The organism is Kurthia sp. ISK08 (assembly GCF_046159805.1).
Taxonomy (GTDB): domain Bacteria; phylum Bacillota; class Bacilli; order Bacillales_A; family Planococcaceae; genus Kurthia; species Kurthia gibsonii.
Genome location: NZ_JBJXHL010000002.1, coordinates 80,770 through 101,045, shown reverse-complemented (window position 1 = coordinate 101,045; position 20,276 = coordinate 80,770). Strand labels below are relative to the sequence as shown.

Here is a 20,276-nt window from a genome sequence, read left to right as displayed (position 1 = left end):
AAATCCCTTTAAAAATAATGGGACTTCTCTTTTTTCAATTCTTTTTATCTATTAAAGACTCTCTTTAATTTCCATCTTTTTCGTGTATATTTGAGCTTGATTTTTCCCATTACCTTTTGCAAAATATAACGCTGCATCAGCTTCTTTAAATAGACTTTGATATGTTACATGCTTTCGGTGATGATTCCAATAAGAAATTCCTGCAGAAACTGTTACTTTAGGAACTGTCTCAGTGGCAATACGTTGTGAAATACGCGCTACGATTTGTTGACTATTCAGCAACTGATTATTCGGTAGATAAACAGCTAGTTCTTCCCCGCCCCAACGCGCTCCAATTCCACACTCCCCTACTTCTTCTTGAATAATTTTTGCTACATGCTCTAAAACACGGTCTCCTTGATGATGACCGAATTTATCATTCACTTGTTTGAAGTCATCAATGTCAAATAATACAAAAACACCTTGTCTATCGATGTGCATCGCCTTCTCAACAAAGCTATCTAGATAATGGCGCGCAAAAAGTTTGGTTAAATTATCGCGGTTTACCATCTCCTGTAGCTGTTCACGTAAAATAACATTTGAAATTGCCAAAGAAGAGTGACGAATAATCGATTGAATCAATTTATAACTATCAAAGGAGAAGTAATAAGCTTCTTCATGTACTAATAACACAAAGCCATGCACTTTCTCTCGAATAATGATAGGTACAGCCATCAATGATGCGTATGGTATTTCTAAATCAATTAATTCTTGAAAATCCGCAACAAACAGTGGCTCATTCGTTCTTGAAAAGTGCTCACCAATATACTCCAAATAAACAGCTGATTCATTTGAATAAAAATAAGGTGTTGTTCCTGTCTCCATCTCTAATCGTTGGTTCATAAAAACAACTGCCAATTCAGAAGGTTTAAATGCTTTTGAAATTTGTTTCGACAAATATTCAAGCATTTCTTTTTGTGATAAGTTCATATTCAAATCATGAAATGACTCATTAATAAACTGTAAATCGCTGACAAGTCGATGCGATTGCCCATATAACTTTGCATTTTCTAACGCTTTACCTGATGTATCGCCTAAAAAACTTAGTTTTCGTTCATCATATTCTGTGAATTGGTATTTCTCATGCTTTTCAATGCGGATTACACCGTATGTTCCTTGACGACCCTTGATTGGAGCACATAAAGATGTTAGTCCATGTTCTTCAAAATTTTCATGCACCAAATGACCCGATACAAACGATTCCGTTGTCGCAGGTCTTTCATTAATATAGTCATATACCGATACATTTTTAGGTAGTTGATGTTCTTGATCATTTGATAAAATCAATTGATGTTCATATTGAGGAAACTTACTTTCTAATTCTTGTAAAAGCGCATCTATAATATGCTCAACATTCATTGTTGAGTGGAATAATTCTGTCATTTTCAACAATTCTTTATTCAAACGATTTTCTGCACGATTTTGATATTGTTGCTTAATTGTACGTGCAGACTCATAAAATGACTCCATTAATTCCGCAAAGTAATCACTTTGTTTGAATTCTTCCCATTTAGGTGAAGAAGTAAAAAACAACACTCCTTCTACATCGCCTTTTTGTCGAATGATTAAAGCATCATTCACTTCTGGATGATGTATTTGTACGCTTGATACAAGATGATGAATTGAATTATTTTGTATGTGTGTGAGAATACAATCTAAAGCAATATGATGAGATTGAAAATCTTGTTGATGATGTCTTAGCTTTCGTAGTTGTTTTTCTTCTATAAAATAGTACTCTACATTTTTTAATTGGAATTGTTGATACAATAATTCATTTAAATAACTATAATATGAGAAGGTATTAAATCCATCGCGATGAATTTCAATCCATAAGTCCAATATATGCCCTTTAATTGCATCCATAATATGTTGATCTCGCAAATGTAATCACCTATTTTCGTTTAATAGACACAAGATTCTTAACTGTATTATACACAAATAGGTTCTTTTATACTACTTCTATTTAACCAAGTTCAAAAAAACTATTTTTATTAATTAATTTGTCCGTTATTTTTTTCATTTTCTTGACATACCAATCTATACGCTATAGAATAGAGTTTGTGTAAAATAAACGCAGCGGTTGTATGGTATTGTCGTTTATTCTGTTCCTCTAGTTCTGCTAGACGGAGTAGGAGTAATTCTTAGGCTGCATGAACGAAACTACTTGAATATAGAATAACTGCTTTGCTAAATACAGCTGATTTTTGTTTTATGCCAAATAAAAATCATAGGAGGGACTTTAAATGTCTCGTTATACAGGTCCATCTTGGAAACTATCTCGTCGTTTAGGCATTTCTTTAAGCGGTACTGGTAAAGAAATCGAAAAGCGTCCATACGCTCCAGGTCAACACGGTCCAACTCAACGTAAAAAATTATCTGAGTATGGTCTACAATTACAAGAAAAACAAAAACTTCGTCATATGTACGGTATGACTGAACGTCAATTCCACAACTTATTCGTTAAAGCTGGTAAAATGAATGGTGTACATGGTGAAAACTTCATGATCCTTCTTGAAACTCGCTTAGACAACCTAGTTTACCGTCTTGGCTTAGCTCGCACTCGTCGCGGCGCTCGTCAATTGGTAAACCACGGTCACGTAACAGTTGATGGTAAACGCGTTGATATCCCATCATACAGCGTAAAACCAGGTCAAGTTATTTCTCTTCGTGAAAAATCTCTTAACCTTACTGCTGTAAACGAAGCAATCGAAGCTAACGCATTCGTTCCAGAATACTTAACTTTCGATGCTGACAACAAAGTTGGTACTTTCACTCGCCTACCAGAGCGCTCTGAATTATCAGCTGAAATCAACGAAGCTTACATCGTAGAGTTCTACTCTCGTTAATCTTTTTGATTCAAAAACCTTTGAAAACGTTGTTTTCAAAGGTTTTTTTGTTGTTTAAATACATAATTTATAACAAAAATACACTTATTTTCATTCATCGATAAACATATTTTCTCTTTCCATACCTCACCTTTCACTTAAAAAGATTAAATCCTACTAAAAAAGGGCAAATAAACAAAGAACAGTCTAAATTCTATTTCGGGAGGGTTTACTATGCGTAAGTCATTAGTTGCTTTACCATTGGTTGCACTTTTTTTATTAAGCGCTTGCGGTAATGCAACAGAAGAAAAAAATGGCGAAAAAGCAGAAAGTTCATCAACAACTGATACATCGAAAAATGGTACAAAATATGAAATAGGACATACGGTGAAAATTGATCATGTTGATTTCACCATTACATCTGCAAAATTATCGGATGGTGAAAAAAATATAAAGCCTAAAGGCAAGGCTCTTACACTAGATGTAACTGCAAAAAATGAATCAGACAAAAAAGTACTACTTGCTTCTACAGAATTTACACTTTATAAAAACGGTAAGAAACAAGAAAGTTACTTCGGTGAAACAAATCATCTAGATGGTAATTTAGATAGAAACAAAACAGTTAAAGGTGTATTACAATATGATGTTGAAGGTGCTGGAGAATATGAGCTTATTTATAAACCAGCCTATATAAATGACAAAAAAGAATATAAGTGGCATATTGAAGTAAAATAAATCTATTTAATTGAAAGGAAGATAATTTATGGGACGCTACTACTCAATTAACTTTGGATTAGGCAATGCTTTTGAAGGTTTGTTTGAAGATATTGGAGAAGCTAAGTCATACGCAGAAGAAAATGTGGAACTAAATCGCCAACATATTAAAATCCGTGATGATGAAGGGAAACTCCTTAGCACATCGCATTGGAATGGTGTTGCTCCTACTGCTGACGAAGATGTACTTGTTGATTTCGGTAAACATGGTTACTACAGTAATTGGATGGATGTATAAATAAAAAACAGGTTAAAAAAACTGGAACTGCGTCACAACGCGATTCCAGTTTTTCTTATGCTCATGTGGACTCATATTTTGTATACTTATGTTTCAATCTGCTTAAATTCTATAGTTGTGTAAGACCTAAAAAGATTCCTACACAAGCAAATATAATAGCAGAAATGACAACCACTGATAAAATCATCGTAAAGAACGCTTTCCATTTGGAGAATTGATGTACTTCCGATAACATAACAATCCCTACAATGAACGTATAGATAGAACAAATAACCGCTAAAATAACCACGATAATTGCTAACGTAACTGATCCAGCTGTCTGATCTAAATCCGTATTATAAAAATTAGCCGGATATGCAATTAAATAAATAATTACAAATGGGAAAAGTAAAAAGTGAGGGAATGTTAGGAACATCGAACCTTTATATAAAGCTACAAAACTACCTGTTCCCTTTAAAATTTTACCCGCTAACCAATAAAAGAATGCTGTAAAAATACTACCTACAATTAAAGCAAAAATGGCACCGACTGCTCCAGCGAATATAATGATGAAAGAGTTTGGTAAGTCACCTGAACTTGTCACCATATTCTTTTGATCCATTGTTCCAAATAAACTTGTTGCCCATGCACCTAAGAAAGCAAGAAAGAATATACCCCAAAAACTGCGTTCCATCAATACGCTTTTCACCGTATCAACTGGATGAAACCAGAGATGTGTAAAGGGATTTACTTTTTTACGCATGCTCATCCTCCTAATTAATAAGACATGAATTTTTTGATGTTATTAGGATTTACCCTGATTTCTTTTAGGACAAACAGCCTTCATTTATTGTTACTTTACAAAAAAAGAAGAACCACAACATTGTGTGATTCTTCCAAATTGAGTATTGATTATTCTACTTCTCCGCCCCACATCATCATACCGCCATTCATATTCGTTACATCGTAACCTTGTTGCTCTAAAAATTGTGTCGCTTGACCTGAGCGTCCACCTGAGCGACATACCATAATATATGGTGTATTTTTATCTAATTCATGCATTCTAAATTCTAATAAACCTAATGGAATATGAATAATGCCAGGAATTTTCCCTGCTTCTACTTCTTCTACTTCGCGTACATCGATTAAATGTAATTCCTCGCCTGCTGCTAACTTTTCTTGTACTTCTGTTGTTGTAATAGTTTTCATTCTATATGCTCCTCTTTTATACTTACGGGGGTATTAAAAATAGTAAAAAGAAGTACGAAACGACTTCTTTTTAGCGACTTTTCACAAGAAGATTCACAGCTTCTTGAATAAGCTCTTCGTGTGTTTTATCGTCTGTATTCCCTTCGCCTTGGATACAGTGTACTAAATTCGTACTAACGACTAAGCCAATTGTACGATCGATTGCTGAACGAGCAGCAGATAATTGTGTAATGACTTGTTTACAGTCTTTACCTTCATCCATCATGCGTAAAATTCCTTGAATCTGTCCATCGATGCGTTTCAGTCTGTTTCGAACTTGTTGATCATATTCCACTATTTTTACCTCCCATCATTTATTTATATTGCTATGATATACCCCATAAGGTATTTAGTCAAGCATTTAAAATTCAGAAGTTCATCATACACTATGTTATAATTTTTGAAAAGAAATGTGAAGGAGGATTTTCATGCGTATTATCTCCATTTGTCCAAGTAATACAGAAATCGTTGCTTTACTCGGCTTGACTGATTCACTCATCGCTGTTGATGATTTTTCAGATTGGCCACAGGCTGTACATGCATTACCAAAATTAGGACCTGATTTATCCATTGATTTAGATGCATTAGAGGCATTACAACCAGACCTCGTTCTATCTTCTCTCAGTGTTCCTGGTATGGAAAAGAATGTTGAAGGTTTAAAAGAACGCGGGATTCCTCAACTCGTTTTAAATGCAAATTCACTTGATGAGATCATTGAAGAAGTCCGTCTTGTTGGGAAAGCTTGTGGTGTTGCAGTTCGTGCGGAAGAAGTTGCAACAGCCTATGAAGCAAAAAGACATGAACTACATACCATTTCTCAATCAATCAATGAACATCCTTCACTTTATTGGGAATGGTGGCCCAATCCTATTTTCACACCTGGAAAAGTGAATTGGCTAACAGAAATCAGTCAACTTGCAGGTGGTCGTAATACGTTTGAAGATGTTGAATTAGCTAGTATCATGACTGATTTTGACGATGTAAAAAAGAGAAATCCTGATTATATTTTTTTATCATGGGTGGGCGTAGCTTATGAACGAATCAATCCAAAAGTCGTATTAAAGCGTGATGGATGGCAAGAGATGGATGCTGTAAAAAATGAACGTATTTTTAAAATGGAAGAATGGCTTTACTGTCGCCCCTCTCCACGTCTTTTAATTGGTGCAATTCAACTTGCCAAACGAATTCATCCAAAAGCATATGCACATGTCGAAATCCCATCTTTTTTAACAATATAATAGGAAGAAACTCATTTTTCATGCATAAAAAAAGAAGGAATCGACTAGTTGCGATTCCTTCTTTTTTGCGTTCAAATGAGGTTTATTATGAAAACTTCACCATGAAGTATTTTTTCTTACCACGACGAATGATTGTAAATGCATCCTCTAAACGATCTTTTGCGTCAACTGTGTAGTCAAGGTCTTGTACTTTCTCACCGTTTACGGAAATAGCACCGTTTGTTACATCTTCACGGGCTTGACGTTTTGAAGGTGAGATTTTAGCTTCTACTAATAATTCAACAATATTTGTATCTGCTTTCGTTACTTCTACAGATGGGACACCTGAGAATGCAACTTTCATCTCATCTGCTGATAAAGCTTTTAAGTCACCTGAGAATAGCGCAGCTGTAATTTTTAATGCTTGCTCTAAACCTTCTTCACCGTGAATCATTTTTGTCATTTCAGCAGCTAATGTTTTTTGAGCTTCACGTAAATGCGCTTCTGTTTCTACTTTTTCAGCTAAAGCTTCAATTTCAGCACGTGTTAAGAATGTAAAGATTTTTAAGTATTTCACAACATCTGCATCTGCTGTGTTTAACCAGAATTGGTAGAATTCATATGGAGATGTTTTTTCACCATCTAACCAAATCGCACCACCAGCTGTTTTACCAAATTTCGTACCATCAGCTTTTGTCACAAGTGGAATTGTAAAACCGAATGCTTTTGCCTCTTCATCATGTGTTTTACGAATTACTTCTAGACCTGTTGTAATATTACCCCATTGATCAGAGCCACCCACTTGAATACGTACATTGTGGTGATCGTATAAATGATTAAAGTCCATACCTTGAATTAGTGTGTATGTGAATTCAGTGAATGATAGACCTGATTCTAAGCGAGAAGAAATCGTATCCTTACCTAGCATGTAATTAATATTAATTAATTTACCATAGTCACGTAAAAATTCGATTGTTGTCATATTGCCGAACCAATCGTAGTTATTCACTAATTTTGCGCCATTCGCTTCATCTTTGAAGTCGAAAATACGACCTAGTTGTCCTTTGATACAGTCTACATTGTGTTGAATTTGTTCTTCTGTTAATAAATTACGCTCTGAAGAACGACCTGATGGGTCACCAATCATTCCTGTTGCACCACCTACTAGTAATACAGGTTGATGACCAGCTTGTTGGAAACGACGTAATGTTAGCATTGGAACGATGTGACCGATATGCATCGAATCTGCTGTTGGATCTACACCTACGTATAACGATACTTTTTCTTCTTCTAGTAATTTCGCCATGCCTTCTTCATCTGTTTGCTGGTACAACAAACCGCGCCATGTTAAGTCTTCAATTAATGCATTTGTCATTGTTATTCCTCCTAATAATAAAAAAATCGTCCCTACCATCATATATTGATGCAGGGACGTTAGGGACGAATAACGCGGTACCACCCGGCTTGGAGAAATGCTTGTCATCTCTCCCGCTCTATCGCTTTAACGCAGCGGCTACGTCGTTACTCCAAATGTGTAATTCAAAACAAAATTATGGTTAGCTTGCACCGACCGCTAACTCTCTGAACAGGGAATTTTGTTTCTACTGCGCATTTTTCTCCGTACGAAATATATACCTGTTACTTTACTTTAGTTCATTTTTTTTGTCAATGTTTAAATTGTTCACACATAAGTGAGTCATTTTCATGTAATATTAAGTATGTATGCAAAAATTTTAACCGTCTATTATTTGGAATATATTTGCTATAAGTAGGGTAAAATATTGTATACTATTTTTACGTAAGAGATGCTAAAGTTAATAACGGTTCATACATATGCTAATTGCATCGATTCATTTATAATTAAAAAAAGAAAAATCGATTGTATTATACAGTCTTGTGACCAGTTAAAAAATGTATAGTTGCAATACCTTTTTTAACCTGATTTAAACTGAAGGAGGAAGGTCATTTTTAAAGTAGCAATGCTCTCAAAAGAGTTTTAAAAATGATCGTTCGAGTGATATCCATGAAAAAGCTATTAGAGAGTTGGGATCAACATATACAAGCATTTTCCGACAAACCATTTATGAAATATTTCCGTATTTCATCCAGCGTAATTTGGAATTTATTCTTATTATTCTTAACGCTTATGCTTGTCGGAATTGTCTTTTTAGGTTCTATTGGTGCAGGTTATTTTGCATCACTAGTAAAAGACGAAAAGCTCTCATCAAAGCAAGAAATGCGTGAGACCATTTTTAACTATGATGAGACCAGTCAGTTATACTTCGCTAATAATCAATATTTAGGGAAGATGCGAACTGATTTAGAAAGAACGGAAACAACTTTAAAACAAGTATCACCAAAAGTAATTGATGCTGTACTTGCGACAGAAGATGAATACTTCTATGAACATAACGGAATTGTACCAAAGGCTGTATTCCGTGGTTTATTACAAGATGTATCGAATTCGTCTATGCAAACAGGTGGTTCGACACTGACACAACAATTAATTAAAAACCAAGTCTTAACGAATGAAGTATCTTATGAACGTAAAGCAAAAGAATTACTGCTTGCCATGCGTTTAGAGCACTTCATGACAAAAGATGAGATTTTAGAAGCATATTTGAATATTATCCCGTATGGTCGTAATTCGGCTGGTCGTAATATTGCAGGTGTTGAAACAGCTTCAAAAGGAATTTTCAATAAGAGCGCTTCAGACTTGAATTTACCACAAGCTGCTTATATTGCTGGGATTCCGCAATCTCCATTTGCTTATACACCTTATACGCAAACTGGACAATTAAAAGATAAAAAGATGTTACAACTTGGCGTAAATCGTATGAAAACAGTACTTTATCGTATGCATGAAACAGGTTATATTTCAGATGCAGAATATAAAAAAGCACTTAAATATAACATTGTGAAAGATTTCCGCGCACGCGAAAAACAAGCGACAGAAAAATATCCATACGTAACATATGAAATTGAAGATCAAGCAAAAGATATTATGGCAAAAATTTTGGCGAAAAAAGACGGGATTGAAGCAAAACGTATTGATAAAGAATCCAAATTACGTGAAAAATACACAATTTTAGCTGACCGTGAATTACGCTCAAAAGGTTATAAAATTTATTCGACAATTGATAAAAAATTGTATGACGCGATGGATAAAGCGAAGGACTCATTCCCTTATTACGGAGCTACGTACACGAAGAATGTAACAGACCCTGAAACAGGCGAAACGAAGCCTGTAGCCGACCCTGTTCAAGTAGGTGGCGTAGTCATCGAAAATGAGACAGGTCGCTTATTAAGCTTCATCGGTGGTCGAGACTTCAAACTTGAAGAACTCAACCATGCAACACAAGCAAAACGTTCAAATGGTTCAACAATGAAACCTTTACTTGTTTATGCACCTGCAATTGAATATGGTCGTATTGGTGCTGGTAGTCCTGTAGCCGATGTGAAATTTAATTATGGTGGTTGGCAACCTTCTAACTTTGATGTGAATGAAGAACGTGGTATTGTTTCTGCACGTGACGCTTTAAAAGACTCATTAAACTTACCTGCGATTCGTTTATACGCTCAAATTATGGCGAATAAACCTGCAAACTTCTTAGAAAAAATGGGCTTCTCAAATCTAGATGCAGATGATTATACAAACTACTCAACATCGATTGGTGCTTTAAAATACGGCGTAACAGTAGAAGAAAATGCCAATGCATTTGCGACATTCGCAAACGGCGGAGATTTCGTTGATGCGTATGTGGTTGAAAAAATTGTAGACCGTAACGGTAAAACGATTTACAAACACAAGTCGAAAAAGAAACGCGTATTCTCTGAAGAAACATCGTATATCATTACAGATATGCTACGAGATGTATTCAATGGCGGTACAGGTTCAAAAGCAAAAGGTAGCCTAAACTTTAGTGGTGATTTTGCTGGTAAAACAGGTACATCTCAAGAATATAAAGATGTATGGTTAGTCGGCTACAACCCGAAAATTACATTAGGTGTGTGGATGGGTTATGACCAACCAAAAACATTAAATCAATATAACGGCGCTTATTTCGATCCAAGTACACGTATCAACTTATTCTGGGCACGTGTTATGAACTCGATTTATAGTACAGATCCAAAACTTGCAACAGCTGGTGGTAGCTCATTTACACGCCCTCCAAATGTTGTGAATCGTTCATTCTGTGCAGATACTGGTGGTTATTCTGGATGTGGTAACATGACATCTGATTTATTCAATGGTTCATTGTCTGTTCCTCCAGTAACTATCTCTTCTCTATTATCACCATTCGGTGGTACGCTACCAGCGAAAAAAGAAGAAAAGAAAAATGTAAATAACACTACGACAGATAAAAAGAATGAAGACAAAAATAAAAATGAATCATCTAGCAATAATTCGAATTCATCAAGTTCGAATAATACTCAAACAAATAAACCGTCTACTGGTGGTTCAAATAATTCAACAGGTTCTGATAACACATCAAAACCAGAATCAAACAATAAGCCACCAGCTACCAACAATGGTGGTAGTGGCAATAGTTCGAATAAACCAAGTACAGGTACAGAAGAAAAACCAAGTACAGGCGGTGGAAATTCAGGTAGCGGTTCTAACGAATCTACTGAAAAACCAAAGCCAAAACCAGATGATTCAAAAGAAGATAAAGAATAGTAAAAGAGAAGTGGGGTCTACCTACTTCTCTTTTCATTTCTTAAAAAATAAAAAAACCGCACCATCGCGATTTTTTTATTATTACACATATCATTTTTTAATCATCTTCCATTGTAGACAAATCACCTGTCGGTAAATTTAATTCCCATGCTTTTAATACACGACGCATAATTTTACCACTTCTTGTTTTTGGTAACTTCTCTTTAAACTCAATTTCACGTGGCGCTGCATGTGCTGCCAAACCCTTCTTTACAAAATCCTTAATATTCGCTTCAAGCTCTGGTGTTGGTGTAACACCTTCACGTAGGGCAATAAAAGCTTTAATAATTTCCCCTCTTACTGGATCCGGCTTTCCAATAACACCGGCCTCCACAACATCAGGATGTTCTAATAATTTACTCTCTACTTCAAACGGTCCGACACGCTCTCCGGCTGTCATAATCACATCATCAATTCTCCCTTGGAACCAGAAGTAACCTTCATCATCCATATAAGCGGAATCTCCTGAAACATACCATTCGTCTTTTAAAAAGTACGAATCATAGCGTTCTGGATTATTCCAAACTTGGCGCATCATTGATGGCCACCCCTTTTTAATCGCTAAGTTCCCCATTGTGAACGGTGGTACTTCTATTCCTTGATCATCTACAATTGTCGCTTCAATACCTGGTAATGGTTTTCCCATAGAACCTGGCTTAATATCCATTGAAGGATAATTACAAATCATCTGCGCTCCTGTCTCCGTCATCCACCATGTATCATGAATACGATGATGTAACACTTCTTTTCCCCATTTAATAACTTCTGGGTTTAATGGCTCCCCTACAGATAATACATGACGTAAATGACTTAAATCATACTGTTCAACCACATGATTACCTGCCCCCATTAACATTCGAAATGCTGTAGGCGCACTATACCATACCGTTACTTTATACTTTTCTAATGCACCATACCAGGATTCCGGTGAAAATCGTCCCCCAACGATGACCATCGAAATACCATGTAACCATGGTGCAAAAATGCCATAAGCTGTTCCTGTTACCCAACCTGGGTCAGCTGTACACCAATAAATATCATCATCTTTTAAATCTAAAACCCATTTAGCACTTTGATATTGTTGAATCATTGCATTGTGTACATGTAAAACCCCTTTTGGTTTACCAGTTGAACCAGACGTATAATGTAGAACAGCTCCGTCTTCTAGCGTTACCCACTCTACTGAGAATTGATCCGAAGCTTGCTCCATTAATCGATTAAAATCAAAAATTTGTTCTGTTTCTTCGATTTCTTCTCCTACTACAAAAATCTTTTTCAAATGTGGTAGTCGATCAACTGGAACACGCGGTAACAACTCTGGTGTCGTTACTAAAACAGAAGCTTCACTATCATATAGACGATCATATACTGCTACTTCCATAAAAGCTTCAAACAAAGGCCCTACAATAACACCTTTTTTAACTGCACCAAGTAAGGCAATATAAAGTTCTGGTGTTCGTGGCATAAAGATAAATAAGCGATCCCCTTTTTTCAAATCTGTATAATTTGAAAATACATTTGCTGCTCGATTAGATAACTTTTTCATTTCCCCAAATGAATAGGCTTCTTTTCGATGTGCATCTTCATAATATAAAGCAATACGATTTTCTTTTTCTGAATCAGCATGGCGATCGATTGCTTCATGCGCCAAATTGACAAGACCTGTTGTGCTCCATGAAAAAACTTCATTCACTTTCTCCCAATTGAATGTGGCTTTTTCTTTGTCATAATCTACAAGATTAAAATCACCCTTCGTTGCTACTAGTGGTTCAATTCTCATATTTTAACCCCCTTGTTCGATTAATACCTTTTTATTATATAACAGATAAACCTGTGTTATAATAGATTATATAAAATTGACTGAATAATTCAAAAAAATAAGGATTTTTCGAATTTAAACAGCAAATTTCAGTTAAAATTATACTTTTAGAATGAATATCCTTTTTTGTACACATTTTCGCACTAATCTATCATTTCTTCTCATTTACGTTATTTTTTTCTTTTCACATGATGTATAATAAAAAACAAACGTATCGAAAAGGAGCGGTGGACATTGGAACATATTCGTACATTTTATTCTGAAATCATCGATACCTCACGTGGCCCAGTCATAGTAGAAGGTCCTGTATTACCTGAAAATTTAGAAAAAATGACATTTCATGAAGATTTAGCTGCATTTCGTCCAGCACCACAACAATTTAAAGCTATTTTGGGCATCTCAAAGCTACCCGAAGGTCGTATCATTGTGTGCAGACAAGATCAGCTGGTCGTCGGTTATACAACATTTGTTTACCCAGACCCACTTGAACGATGGGCTGAAGGCAATATGGAAAATTTAATTGAGCTAGGTGCAATCGAAGTGATTAATGACTTCAGAGGTAGTGGTTTAGGAAAAGCAATGTTACGTGTTTCAATGTTAGATGACGCGATGGAAGACTATATCATTATTACCACTGAATATTATTGGCATTGGGATTTAAAGAGAACAGGGTTAAATGTATGGGATTATCGCAAAGTTATGGAGAAAATGATGAATGAAGGCGGACTAGAATATTATGCAACAGACGATCCTGAAATTTCTGCTCATCCTGCAAACTGTCTTATGGCGCGTATCGGTAGTCGAGTAGACCGTGCAAGTATTGAAAAATTTGATCGTTTACGTTTTTCAAATCGTTTGATGTATTAAGTAAAGGAGGGAATCATCATGATTGTTGAAAGAATTATGACGAAAGATGTTTTTACGCTTACACCTGAGCATACTTTACAAGATGCTAACCAATTAATGCGTGAAAAAAAGATTCGACATTTACCAATTATTAATACAGAGAAACAACTTGTTGGCTTAGTTGCACAACGCGATATTAAAAATACAATTACGCATTTATTGAATCAAGATGAAGAAAAAAAGATTCTTCAAACACCTATTTCAGAAATTATGACTAAACACCCTTTAGTTGGACATCCACTCGATTTTGTCGAAGAAGTTGCCCTTCTATTTTATGAACACAAAATTGGTTGTTTACCGATTATTAGTCATAAAAAGTTAGTTGGAATCTTAACAGATAGTGATTTACTTTATAATTACATTGAATTGACAGGTGCTACAAAACCAAGTTCACGAATTGATATACGAATTAAAGATGAGGCAGGGATTTTACATGACATTACTGGCGTGATTGCACAATATAATGCAAATATTTTAAGTATCTTACTACACCCAGATATTTCTCCTAATCATCAGGTAATCTCGATTCGTGTAAAAAGCATGAATCCTGTTCCAATCATTCGTGCATTACGTAAGGAAGGATTTGATGTGTTATGGCCAAATACACCAGGAATGGACCTTTAGAACAAGATGCAGTCTTTATTTATTCACCAGAGCAACTTGATTATAAATTTTCAGAAACACATCCTTTTAATCAAAAACGTCTTCAATTAACAATGGATTTACTAAAGCAGATTAATGCACTTCAACCCGAACAAATCAAAACAGCTCGTGTTGCTACGGATGAAGAATTGTTGCTCGGTCATGATGCTGCTTATATTGATATTGTCAAAAGAGCAGGTCATGGTGAATTGCGTAATGGTGAGGGCGAAGTTTACGGAATTGGTACAGAAGATACACCTATTTTTAAAAATATGCATGAAGCAAGTGCCATGTTTGTAGGTGGTACGCTTACAGCTTGTGATTATGTGATGCAAGGCAAAACAAATCATGCACTCAACCTTGGTGGCGGATTACATCATGGTTTTCACGGGAAAGCTTCTGGTTTTTGTATTTATAATGATAGTACAGTTGCCATCAAATATATGCAAAAAAAATATGATGCACGCGTACTTTACATAGATACAGATGCGCATCACGGAGATGGTGTACAATGGAGCTTTTACGATGATCCGAATGTATGTACACTATCTATTCATGAAACAGGACGATATCTATTTCCTGGAACGGGTGCGGTAACAGAACGTGGGAATGGTGAAGGATATGGCACTTCCTTTAATATTCCGCTCGATGCTTTTACAGAAGATGGCTCTTTTTTAGAAGTCTATGAAACAGCCATTCGAGAAGTCATTGCACACTTTAAACCGGATGTTATTTTGACTCAAAATGGTGCAGATGCACATTATTTTGATCCACTTACGCATCTTTACAGTACAATTAAAACATATGAAGTCATACCAAAAATCGCTCATGAACTAGCTCATGAATTTTGTGAAGGGCGCTGGATTGCAGTTGGCGGTGGTGGCTATGATATTTGGCGCGTTGTTCCACGCGCATGGTCAATGGTATGGCTTGCGATGACGAATCAACAAGTTCCAACAGGCGCTATTCCACAAGAATGGTTAGACAATTGGCAAAAAGAAGCACCTGTTACACTCATACCTACATGGGAAGATCCTGAAGATTTATATGAACCAATCCCACGTAAAGAAGAAATTACAGAAAAAAATCAGCAAACACTTGAAAAAGCGTTATACATGATTCGCCAAAATTAAAAGACAGGGATCACGAGTATTTGTGATTCCTGTCTTTTATATTTTATGCTTTTGTAGAATTTCGCTCTTCCATACGGTGTGGTAGAACAACTTGTAATTGTTCTGTCTGTTCTTTGTTCATAATTTTTGTAAGTAAACGCATCGATACAGCACCGATATCATACAGTGGTAATACCATACTTGTAAGTTGTGGACGTACCATACGTGCTAATTTTGAGTTTTCAAAACTAATCACTTCAATATCGTCTGGTACAGACTTACCAACATCTTGTGCTGCATGAATAATGCCAATCGCTAATTCATCGCTACCTGTAAAATAAGCTGTTGGTGGGTCTGCTAATTCATTTGCATGCGTAAAGTCTTCCATACCACTATCATATGAATCTTCTGCTGCTAATACAAGGTTATCATCCAGTGCAATACCTGCTTCTTCTAATGCTTTTTGATACCCTACAAACTTATGCTCTTTATTAATTGTTGATGTGAATGGTCCCGATACGAAGGCAATACGCTTATGACCGTTATCAATCAATTTTTTCACTGCTTCATATGCTGCCTGTACATAATCAATATTCACAGCTGGAATCTGTTTAGAATCTTCAACAGAACCCGCTAAAACGATTGGTGAAGGTGAATGACTCATTTTGTCTAGAATTGCTTCTGATACATTTTCACTCATCATCACAATCCCATCTACTTGCTTTCCGTACATTGTATCCAATAATTCAATTTCTTTTGCTTCGTTTTGATCAGAATTGGATAAGATAATATTATAACGATACATCGTTGCAATATCCTCAATTCCGCGTGCTAACTCTGCGTAGAATACATTTGAAATATCAGGAATAATAACGCCCACTGTTGTTGTTTTCTTACTTGCTAAGCCACGTGCAACGGCATTTGGACGATATTCTAAACGATCAATTACTTCTAATACTTTTTTTCTAGTTGTAGGTTTTACATTGGGATTCCCATTGACTACCCTAGATACCGTTGCCATCGAAACATTTGCTTCACGTGCAACATCATAAATTGTTACGGTCACCGATGACCCTCCTTTTTCGAACTACTTCTAATCATAATATATTGTGTCAACGATTTTCAACAGCTAGTCAAGCAAAAAAGTGACGATTCAAAGGATTTCGAATCGCCACTTACAAATTATGCTTTAATATCGTGTGTTTTCATGAATGTTTGCAATGTATCATAGAATGCATCGAATGTTTCAAAGTCCATTTGTTGTTGCGAATCTGATAGCGCTACTGCTGGATCTGGGTGTACTTCGGCCATCACACCGTCTGCACCAATTGCAATTGCTGCTTTCGCACATGGTAATAATAAATCACGACGACCTGTAGAATGTGTAACATCTACAAATACAGGTAAATGTGTTTCTTGTTTTAAAATTGGAACAGCTGAAATATCTAATGTATTACGTGTTGCTTTTTCGTAAGTACGAATACCACGTTCACATAAAATAATTTGCTCATTCCCTTTTGACATAATGTATTCTGCTGCATGGATGAACTCATCAATTGTTGCTGCTAAACCGCGTTTTAATAAAACTGGTTTATTCGTTTGTCCTGCTGCTTTTAATAATTCAAAGTTTTGCATATTACGTGCACCAATTTGAATAACATCTACATAGTCTAATGCTTCTTCTAAATGTGTTGGCGTAACAATTTCAGATACAATACCTAGACCGTATTTTTGACCAACTTCTTTTAGAATTTTTAACCCTTCTAACCCAAGCCCTTGGAAATCGTATGGTGATGTTCTTGGTTTGTATGCACCACCGCGCATTAATTTCAAACCTTTTTTCGCAATTTCTGCACCGACTGCATCTACTTGTTCGTAAGATTCTACTGCACATGGACCGAATACAAATGATGGCGCTCCTGTACCAATCGGTTCTCCATTCACATTCACGATTGTATCTTCTTTTTTACGTTTACGAGATACTAGTAATTCTTTTTTCGTATTCGTTTGTTGTAAATCTAATGCTTGTTTGAAAATTTCTTTAAATATATGACTAACCGCACCTTCTGTTAGCGGTCCTTGATTATTTTCTTTAATTAAATCGAGCATGTGACGTTCACGTAAAGGATCAAATCGGTTAACACCTTGCTTTTCCTTTGTTTTACCAATCTCTTCAACTAGCTCTGCACGCTTGTTAATCAAGTTTAAAATCTCTAAGTTAATTTCGTCTACTTGATTTCTTAAGTTCTCTAAAATTTCATGACTCATAACCGTTCTCCTCTCTCCTTACGTATCTAGTACTTCCAGCCCAGTGAAATGTATGATACATTTTATGATATACATGTATTATAAGCAATCCATTCTTAAAAGTCACGAACTTTTTCTTTAACGCTTCAACGCGAAAAAGTAAAAAGGTTTTATTTCACAAAATTTCGCAATAATTGAGCAAAGGATGTGTAAACAAAAATGACAGAAAAATTATTCGCACTAGACATCGGAACGCGTTCTGTTGTCGGTATTATATTAGAACAGATTGATGAAGGTTATCATGTTGTTGATTTGATTTCTAAAGAGCATAAAGAGCGCGCAATGGTTGATGGACAAATACATAATGTTGTCTATGTTGCAAATGTCATTTCACAAGTGAAAGCAGAATTAGAAGAAAGGCATGGTCCTCTTACGAAAGTATCTGTCGCTGCTGCAGGTCGTTCTTTAAAAACAGAACAAGCAAGCTCTAAGCTATCCATTCAACATCGCCCTGCACTAACAGAAACGGATATAGACCGACTTGAATTAGCTGCTGTACAAGAAGCACAAGCAAAACTACTAGAACATAAGGAAGATTTAAAAGGGAGCCATTATTATTGTGTTGGCTACTCTGTTCTTTATTATCGTTTAGATGGCGAGGAAATCGGTAGCTTAATCGATCAACAAGGTACAGAAGCTTCCATCGAAGTCATCGCCACATTTTTACCACGTGTAGTGGTTGAATCACTGATTGCTGCTTTAAAACGTGCAAATTTAGAGATGGATGGATTAACTTTAGAGCCGATTGCAGCAATTAATGCACTCATTCCCCCTTCGATGCGACGTTTAAATGTTGCACTCGTTGATATAGGTGCTGGAACGTCCGATATTGCCATTACAGATCAAAGTACAGTTATAGCTTACGGAATGGTTCCAACAGCTGGAGATGAGATTACAGAGGCTTTAAGTGATCATTACTTATTAGACTTCCCTATTGCTGAAACTGTAAAAAGAGAACTATCTGTTTCAGAACATGTTACGATTACAGATATTTTAGGTTTTGAACAACAAATCCATTCAACTGAAGTAATTTCACATATTCAGGGAGCCATTCAACATCTCTCGACGAATATTGCCCAGGAAATAAAACGTCTCAACTCTGGTCAGTCACCAAAAGCTGTTTTATTAATTGGTGGCGGTAGTTTAACACCAAATATTACAAAAGAAATTAGTCTAGCGCTTGATTTACCTGACCAACGTGTAGCGGTACGTGATTTAAATGCCATTCAAAATTTAACACGAGAAAACCATATTCCAGCTACTCCAGAGTTAGTGACACCAATCGGTATTGCGATTGCTGCACAAAATACACCGATTAAATACATGTCACTTACTGTCAACGAGCAAGTTGTGCGTCTTTTTGAATTAAAAGAAATGACTGTAACAGACGCGCTACTTGCTGCAAATATTGTTGCTTCCAAACTATATGGTAAACCAGGTCTTGCGATGTCGGTTCAATTAAATGGACAGACAATTCATATACCTGGCAATCTAGGAAGTCCAACACGTATTTTAATTAATGGCGAAGAAGCATCTATGAAGGCAACGATTGAAAATGGTGACTTTATTGAATTGATTGAAGGTCAAGATGGTAAACCTGCAACTGCAACAATTGCTGATTTATTAGATGAAGCATCTAATAAAATTATTAAGGTTAATGATCAAACCTATACCATTTCTTCTACAATTCTTGTGAATGGCGTTCCGGCAAATAAGGACACTGCTTTACAAGAAGGCGATGTCATTTTTGTTTCAACAGATACAACGGTAGAAGAAGCATTACAACAGTTTGGTTTTGAACATAGCGCTCATTACAATGAACCAACTTATTATTACTTAAATGACCAAAAACTTAACATGACTGCTTTTCAAGCTCAACTAACTGTAAATGGTTTAACTGTACAAGGACACCATATTTTACAAGACGGTGACCATATCCTATTACAAGAAGCAATCAAACCTACAGTAGAAGATTTTACAAAGCAATTAAATATGACTTTACTCGATCAATGCCAACTTACATTCCAACATGAAGAAATTGTCTTACAAAGACCGCTATATAATATCTATGTGAATGGACAAGAATGTTCACTCGATACGATTTTATCAATTGGAGATCGTATTCAATTCGTTCAAATCGAATATAGTCAATGGACGTTCCAAGACGTTTTTAAATATACGAATTGGTCGTTACCACGTGATTTCAAAGGAACGTTTGAACTACTTAGAAATGGTGAAAAAGCTCAATTTGATGCACCTGTTTTTGGTGGAGATACGCTTAATCTACAATTAATTCCAACAACACTCGTTTAAATTTGAAGAAGAATTCATAAAAAAGTGATCGAGGCAACACATTTCATTCTACTTTTTTAGCATTCGTAAAGAAAAATCGGAACCGCATAACGCGATTCCGATTTTTCTTATAATTAGATCTAGTCGTATTTCATACG

The 20,276-nt window shown here is 35.8% G+C and carries 17 protein-coding genes and 1 other annotated feature; of the genes, 9 read left to right on the top strand and 8 right to left on the bottom strand.

All coding sequences use genetic code 11. The annotated features are described in order from the left end of the window. Window positions 1–51 precede the first annotated feature (51 nt). Entirely contained in the window at window positions 52–1,920 is a 1,869-nt protein-coding gene (locus ACKVQX_RS04110) for a sensor domain-containing diguanylate cyclase (RefSeq protein WP_285215282.1), read from the bottom strand. Between the two features lie 362 nt (window positions 1,921–2,282). Between ACKVQX_RS04110 and rpsD the strand changes: the two genes are divergently transcribed. From rpsD to ACKVQX_RS04095, 3 genes are all read left to right on the top strand, one after another. Further along, window positions 2,283–2,885 carry a 30S ribosomal protein S4 gene (rpsD, locus tag ACKVQX_RS04105; protein WP_068451873.1) on the top strand — a complete coding sequence of 201 codons (603 nt, stop codon included), beginning with the start codon at window positions 2,283–2,285 and terminating at the stop codon, window positions 2,883–2,885. A 213-nt stretch (window positions 2,886–3,098) separates the two neighbouring features. After that, window positions 3,099–3,599 carry a DUF4352 domain-containing protein gene (locus ACKVQX_RS04100; protein WP_068451871.1) on the top strand — a complete coding sequence of 167 codons (501 nt, stop codon included), beginning with the start codon at window positions 3,099–3,101 and terminating at the stop codon, window positions 3,597–3,599. A gap of 28 nt (window positions 3,600–3,627) precedes the next feature. Next, on the top strand, window positions 3,628–3,876 hold the full coding sequence (locus tag ACKVQX_RS04095; protein ID WP_068451867.1) for a hypothetical protein: 249 nt from the start codon (window positions 3,628–3,630) through the stop codon (window positions 3,874–3,876). A gap of 109 nt (window positions 3,877–3,985) precedes the next feature. Here ACKVQX_RS04095 and ACKVQX_RS04090 read toward each other — a convergent pair whose 3' ends face one another. The 3 genes from ACKVQX_RS04090 to ACKVQX_RS04080 form a co-directional block, all read right to left on the bottom strand. Next, window positions 3,986–4,618 (bottom strand): YIP1 family protein, encoded by a 633-nt coding sequence (locus ACKVQX_RS04090; RefSeq protein ID WP_068451861.1) that lies wholly within the window; start codon window positions 4,616–4,618, stop codon window positions 3,986–3,988. A 149-nt stretch (window positions 4,619–4,767) separates the two neighbouring features. Beyond that, the gene (locus ACKVQX_RS04085) at window positions 4,768–5,064 is read right to left on the bottom strand and encodes a rhodanese-like domain-containing protein (protein WP_068451857.1); all 297 of its coding nucleotides are present in this window, start codon (window positions 5,062–5,064) and stop codon (window positions 4,768–4,770) included. A gap of 70 nt (window positions 5,065–5,134) precedes the next feature. After that, window positions 5,135–5,398: a metal-sensitive transcriptional regulator gene (locus ACKVQX_RS04080; RefSeq protein ID WP_068451854.1), complete on the bottom strand. Its 264-nt coding sequence runs from the start codon at window positions 5,396–5,398 to the stop codon at window positions 5,135–5,137. A 133-nt stretch (window positions 5,399–5,531) separates the two neighbouring features. Here ACKVQX_RS04080 and ACKVQX_RS04075 point away from each other — a divergent pair, with 133 nt between their 5' ends. Continuing rightward, window positions 5,532–6,341: a cobalamin-binding protein gene (locus tag ACKVQX_RS04075; protein ID WP_325922275.1), complete on the top strand. Its 810-nt coding sequence runs from the start codon at window positions 5,532–5,534 to the stop codon at window positions 6,339–6,341. An 85-nt stretch (window positions 6,342–6,426) separates the two neighbouring features. Here the strand turns inward: ACKVQX_RS04075 and tyrS are convergent, their stop codons facing one another. Then, window positions 6,427–7,695, bottom strand: coding sequence for a tyrosine--tRNA ligase (tyrS, locus tag ACKVQX_RS04070; protein ID WP_068451847.1), 1,269 nt, complete (start codon window positions 7,693–7,695; stop codon window positions 6,427–6,429). A 49-nt stretch (window positions 7,696–7,744) separates the two neighbouring features. After that, window positions 7,745–7,948 (bottom strand) — a binding site (T-box leader). Window positions 7,949–8,343: 395 nt separating this feature from the next. On the opposite strand from tyrS, the gene ACKVQX_RS04065 reads away from it, so the two are divergent. After that, complete coding sequence (locus ACKVQX_RS04065; RefSeq protein ID WP_285215287.1) at window positions 8,344–11,001, top strand: transglycosylase domain-containing protein; 2,658 nt, start codon at window positions 8,344–8,346, stop codon at window positions 10,999–11,001. Window positions 11,002–11,098: 97 nt separating this feature from the next. Here ACKVQX_RS04065 and acsA read toward each other — a convergent pair whose 3' ends face one another. Next, window positions 11,099–12,820: an acetate--CoA ligase gene (acsA, locus tag ACKVQX_RS04060; protein WP_068451844.1), complete on the bottom strand. Its 1,722-nt coding sequence runs from the start codon at window positions 12,818–12,820 to the stop codon at window positions 11,099–11,101. A 273-nt stretch (window positions 12,821–13,093) separates the two neighbouring features. Here acsA and ACKVQX_RS04055 point away from each other — a divergent pair, with 273 nt between their 5' ends. The 3 genes from ACKVQX_RS04055 to ACKVQX_RS04045 are packed head-to-tail and all read left to right on the top strand — an operon-like array spanning window position 13,094 to window position 15,540. Beyond that, complete coding sequence (locus ACKVQX_RS04055; protein ID WP_068451839.1) at window positions 13,094–13,726, top strand: GNAT family N-acetyltransferase; 633 nt, start codon at window positions 13,094–13,096, stop codon at window positions 13,724–13,726. 18 nt (window positions 13,727–13,744) lie between these two features. Further along, window positions 13,745–14,389 (top strand): CBS and ACT domain-containing protein, encoded by a 645-nt coding sequence (locus ACKVQX_RS04050; RefSeq protein WP_068451836.1) that lies wholly within the window; start codon window positions 13,745–13,747, stop codon window positions 14,387–14,389. Next, window positions 14,359–15,540 (top strand): acetoin utilization protein AcuC, encoded by a 1,182-nt coding sequence (locus tag ACKVQX_RS04045; RefSeq protein WP_141273767.1) that lies wholly within the window; start codon window positions 14,359–14,361, stop codon window positions 15,538–15,540. Before ACKVQX_RS04050 ends, ACKVQX_RS04045 begins: the two co-directional genes overlap by 31 nt. A gap of 43 nt (window positions 15,541–15,583) precedes the next feature. Here ACKVQX_RS04045 and ccpA read toward each other — a convergent pair whose 3' ends face one another. Further along, the gene (ccpA, locus tag ACKVQX_RS04040) at window positions 15,584–16,585 is read right to left on the bottom strand and encodes a catabolite control protein A (RefSeq protein WP_068451830.1); all 1,002 of its coding nucleotides are present in this window, start codon (window positions 16,583–16,585) and stop codon (window positions 15,584–15,586) included. Window positions 16,586–16,701: 116 nt separating this feature from the next. Continuing rightward, a complete protein-coding gene (locus tag ACKVQX_RS04035) occupies window positions 16,702–17,787 on the bottom strand; it encodes a bifunctional 3-deoxy-7-phosphoheptulonate synthase/chorismate mutase (RefSeq protein ID WP_068451826.1) in 1,086 nt (361 codons plus the stop codon). A 198-nt stretch (window positions 17,788–17,985) separates the two neighbouring features. Between ACKVQX_RS04035 and pilM the strand changes: the two genes are divergently transcribed. Further along, on the top strand, window positions 17,986–20,139 hold the full coding sequence (gene pilM / locus ACKVQX_RS04030) for a pilus assembly protein PilM (protein WP_409136047.1): 2,154 nt from the start codon (window positions 17,986–17,988) through the stop codon (window positions 20,137–20,139). Window positions 20,140–20,276: the final 137 nt, after the last annotated feature.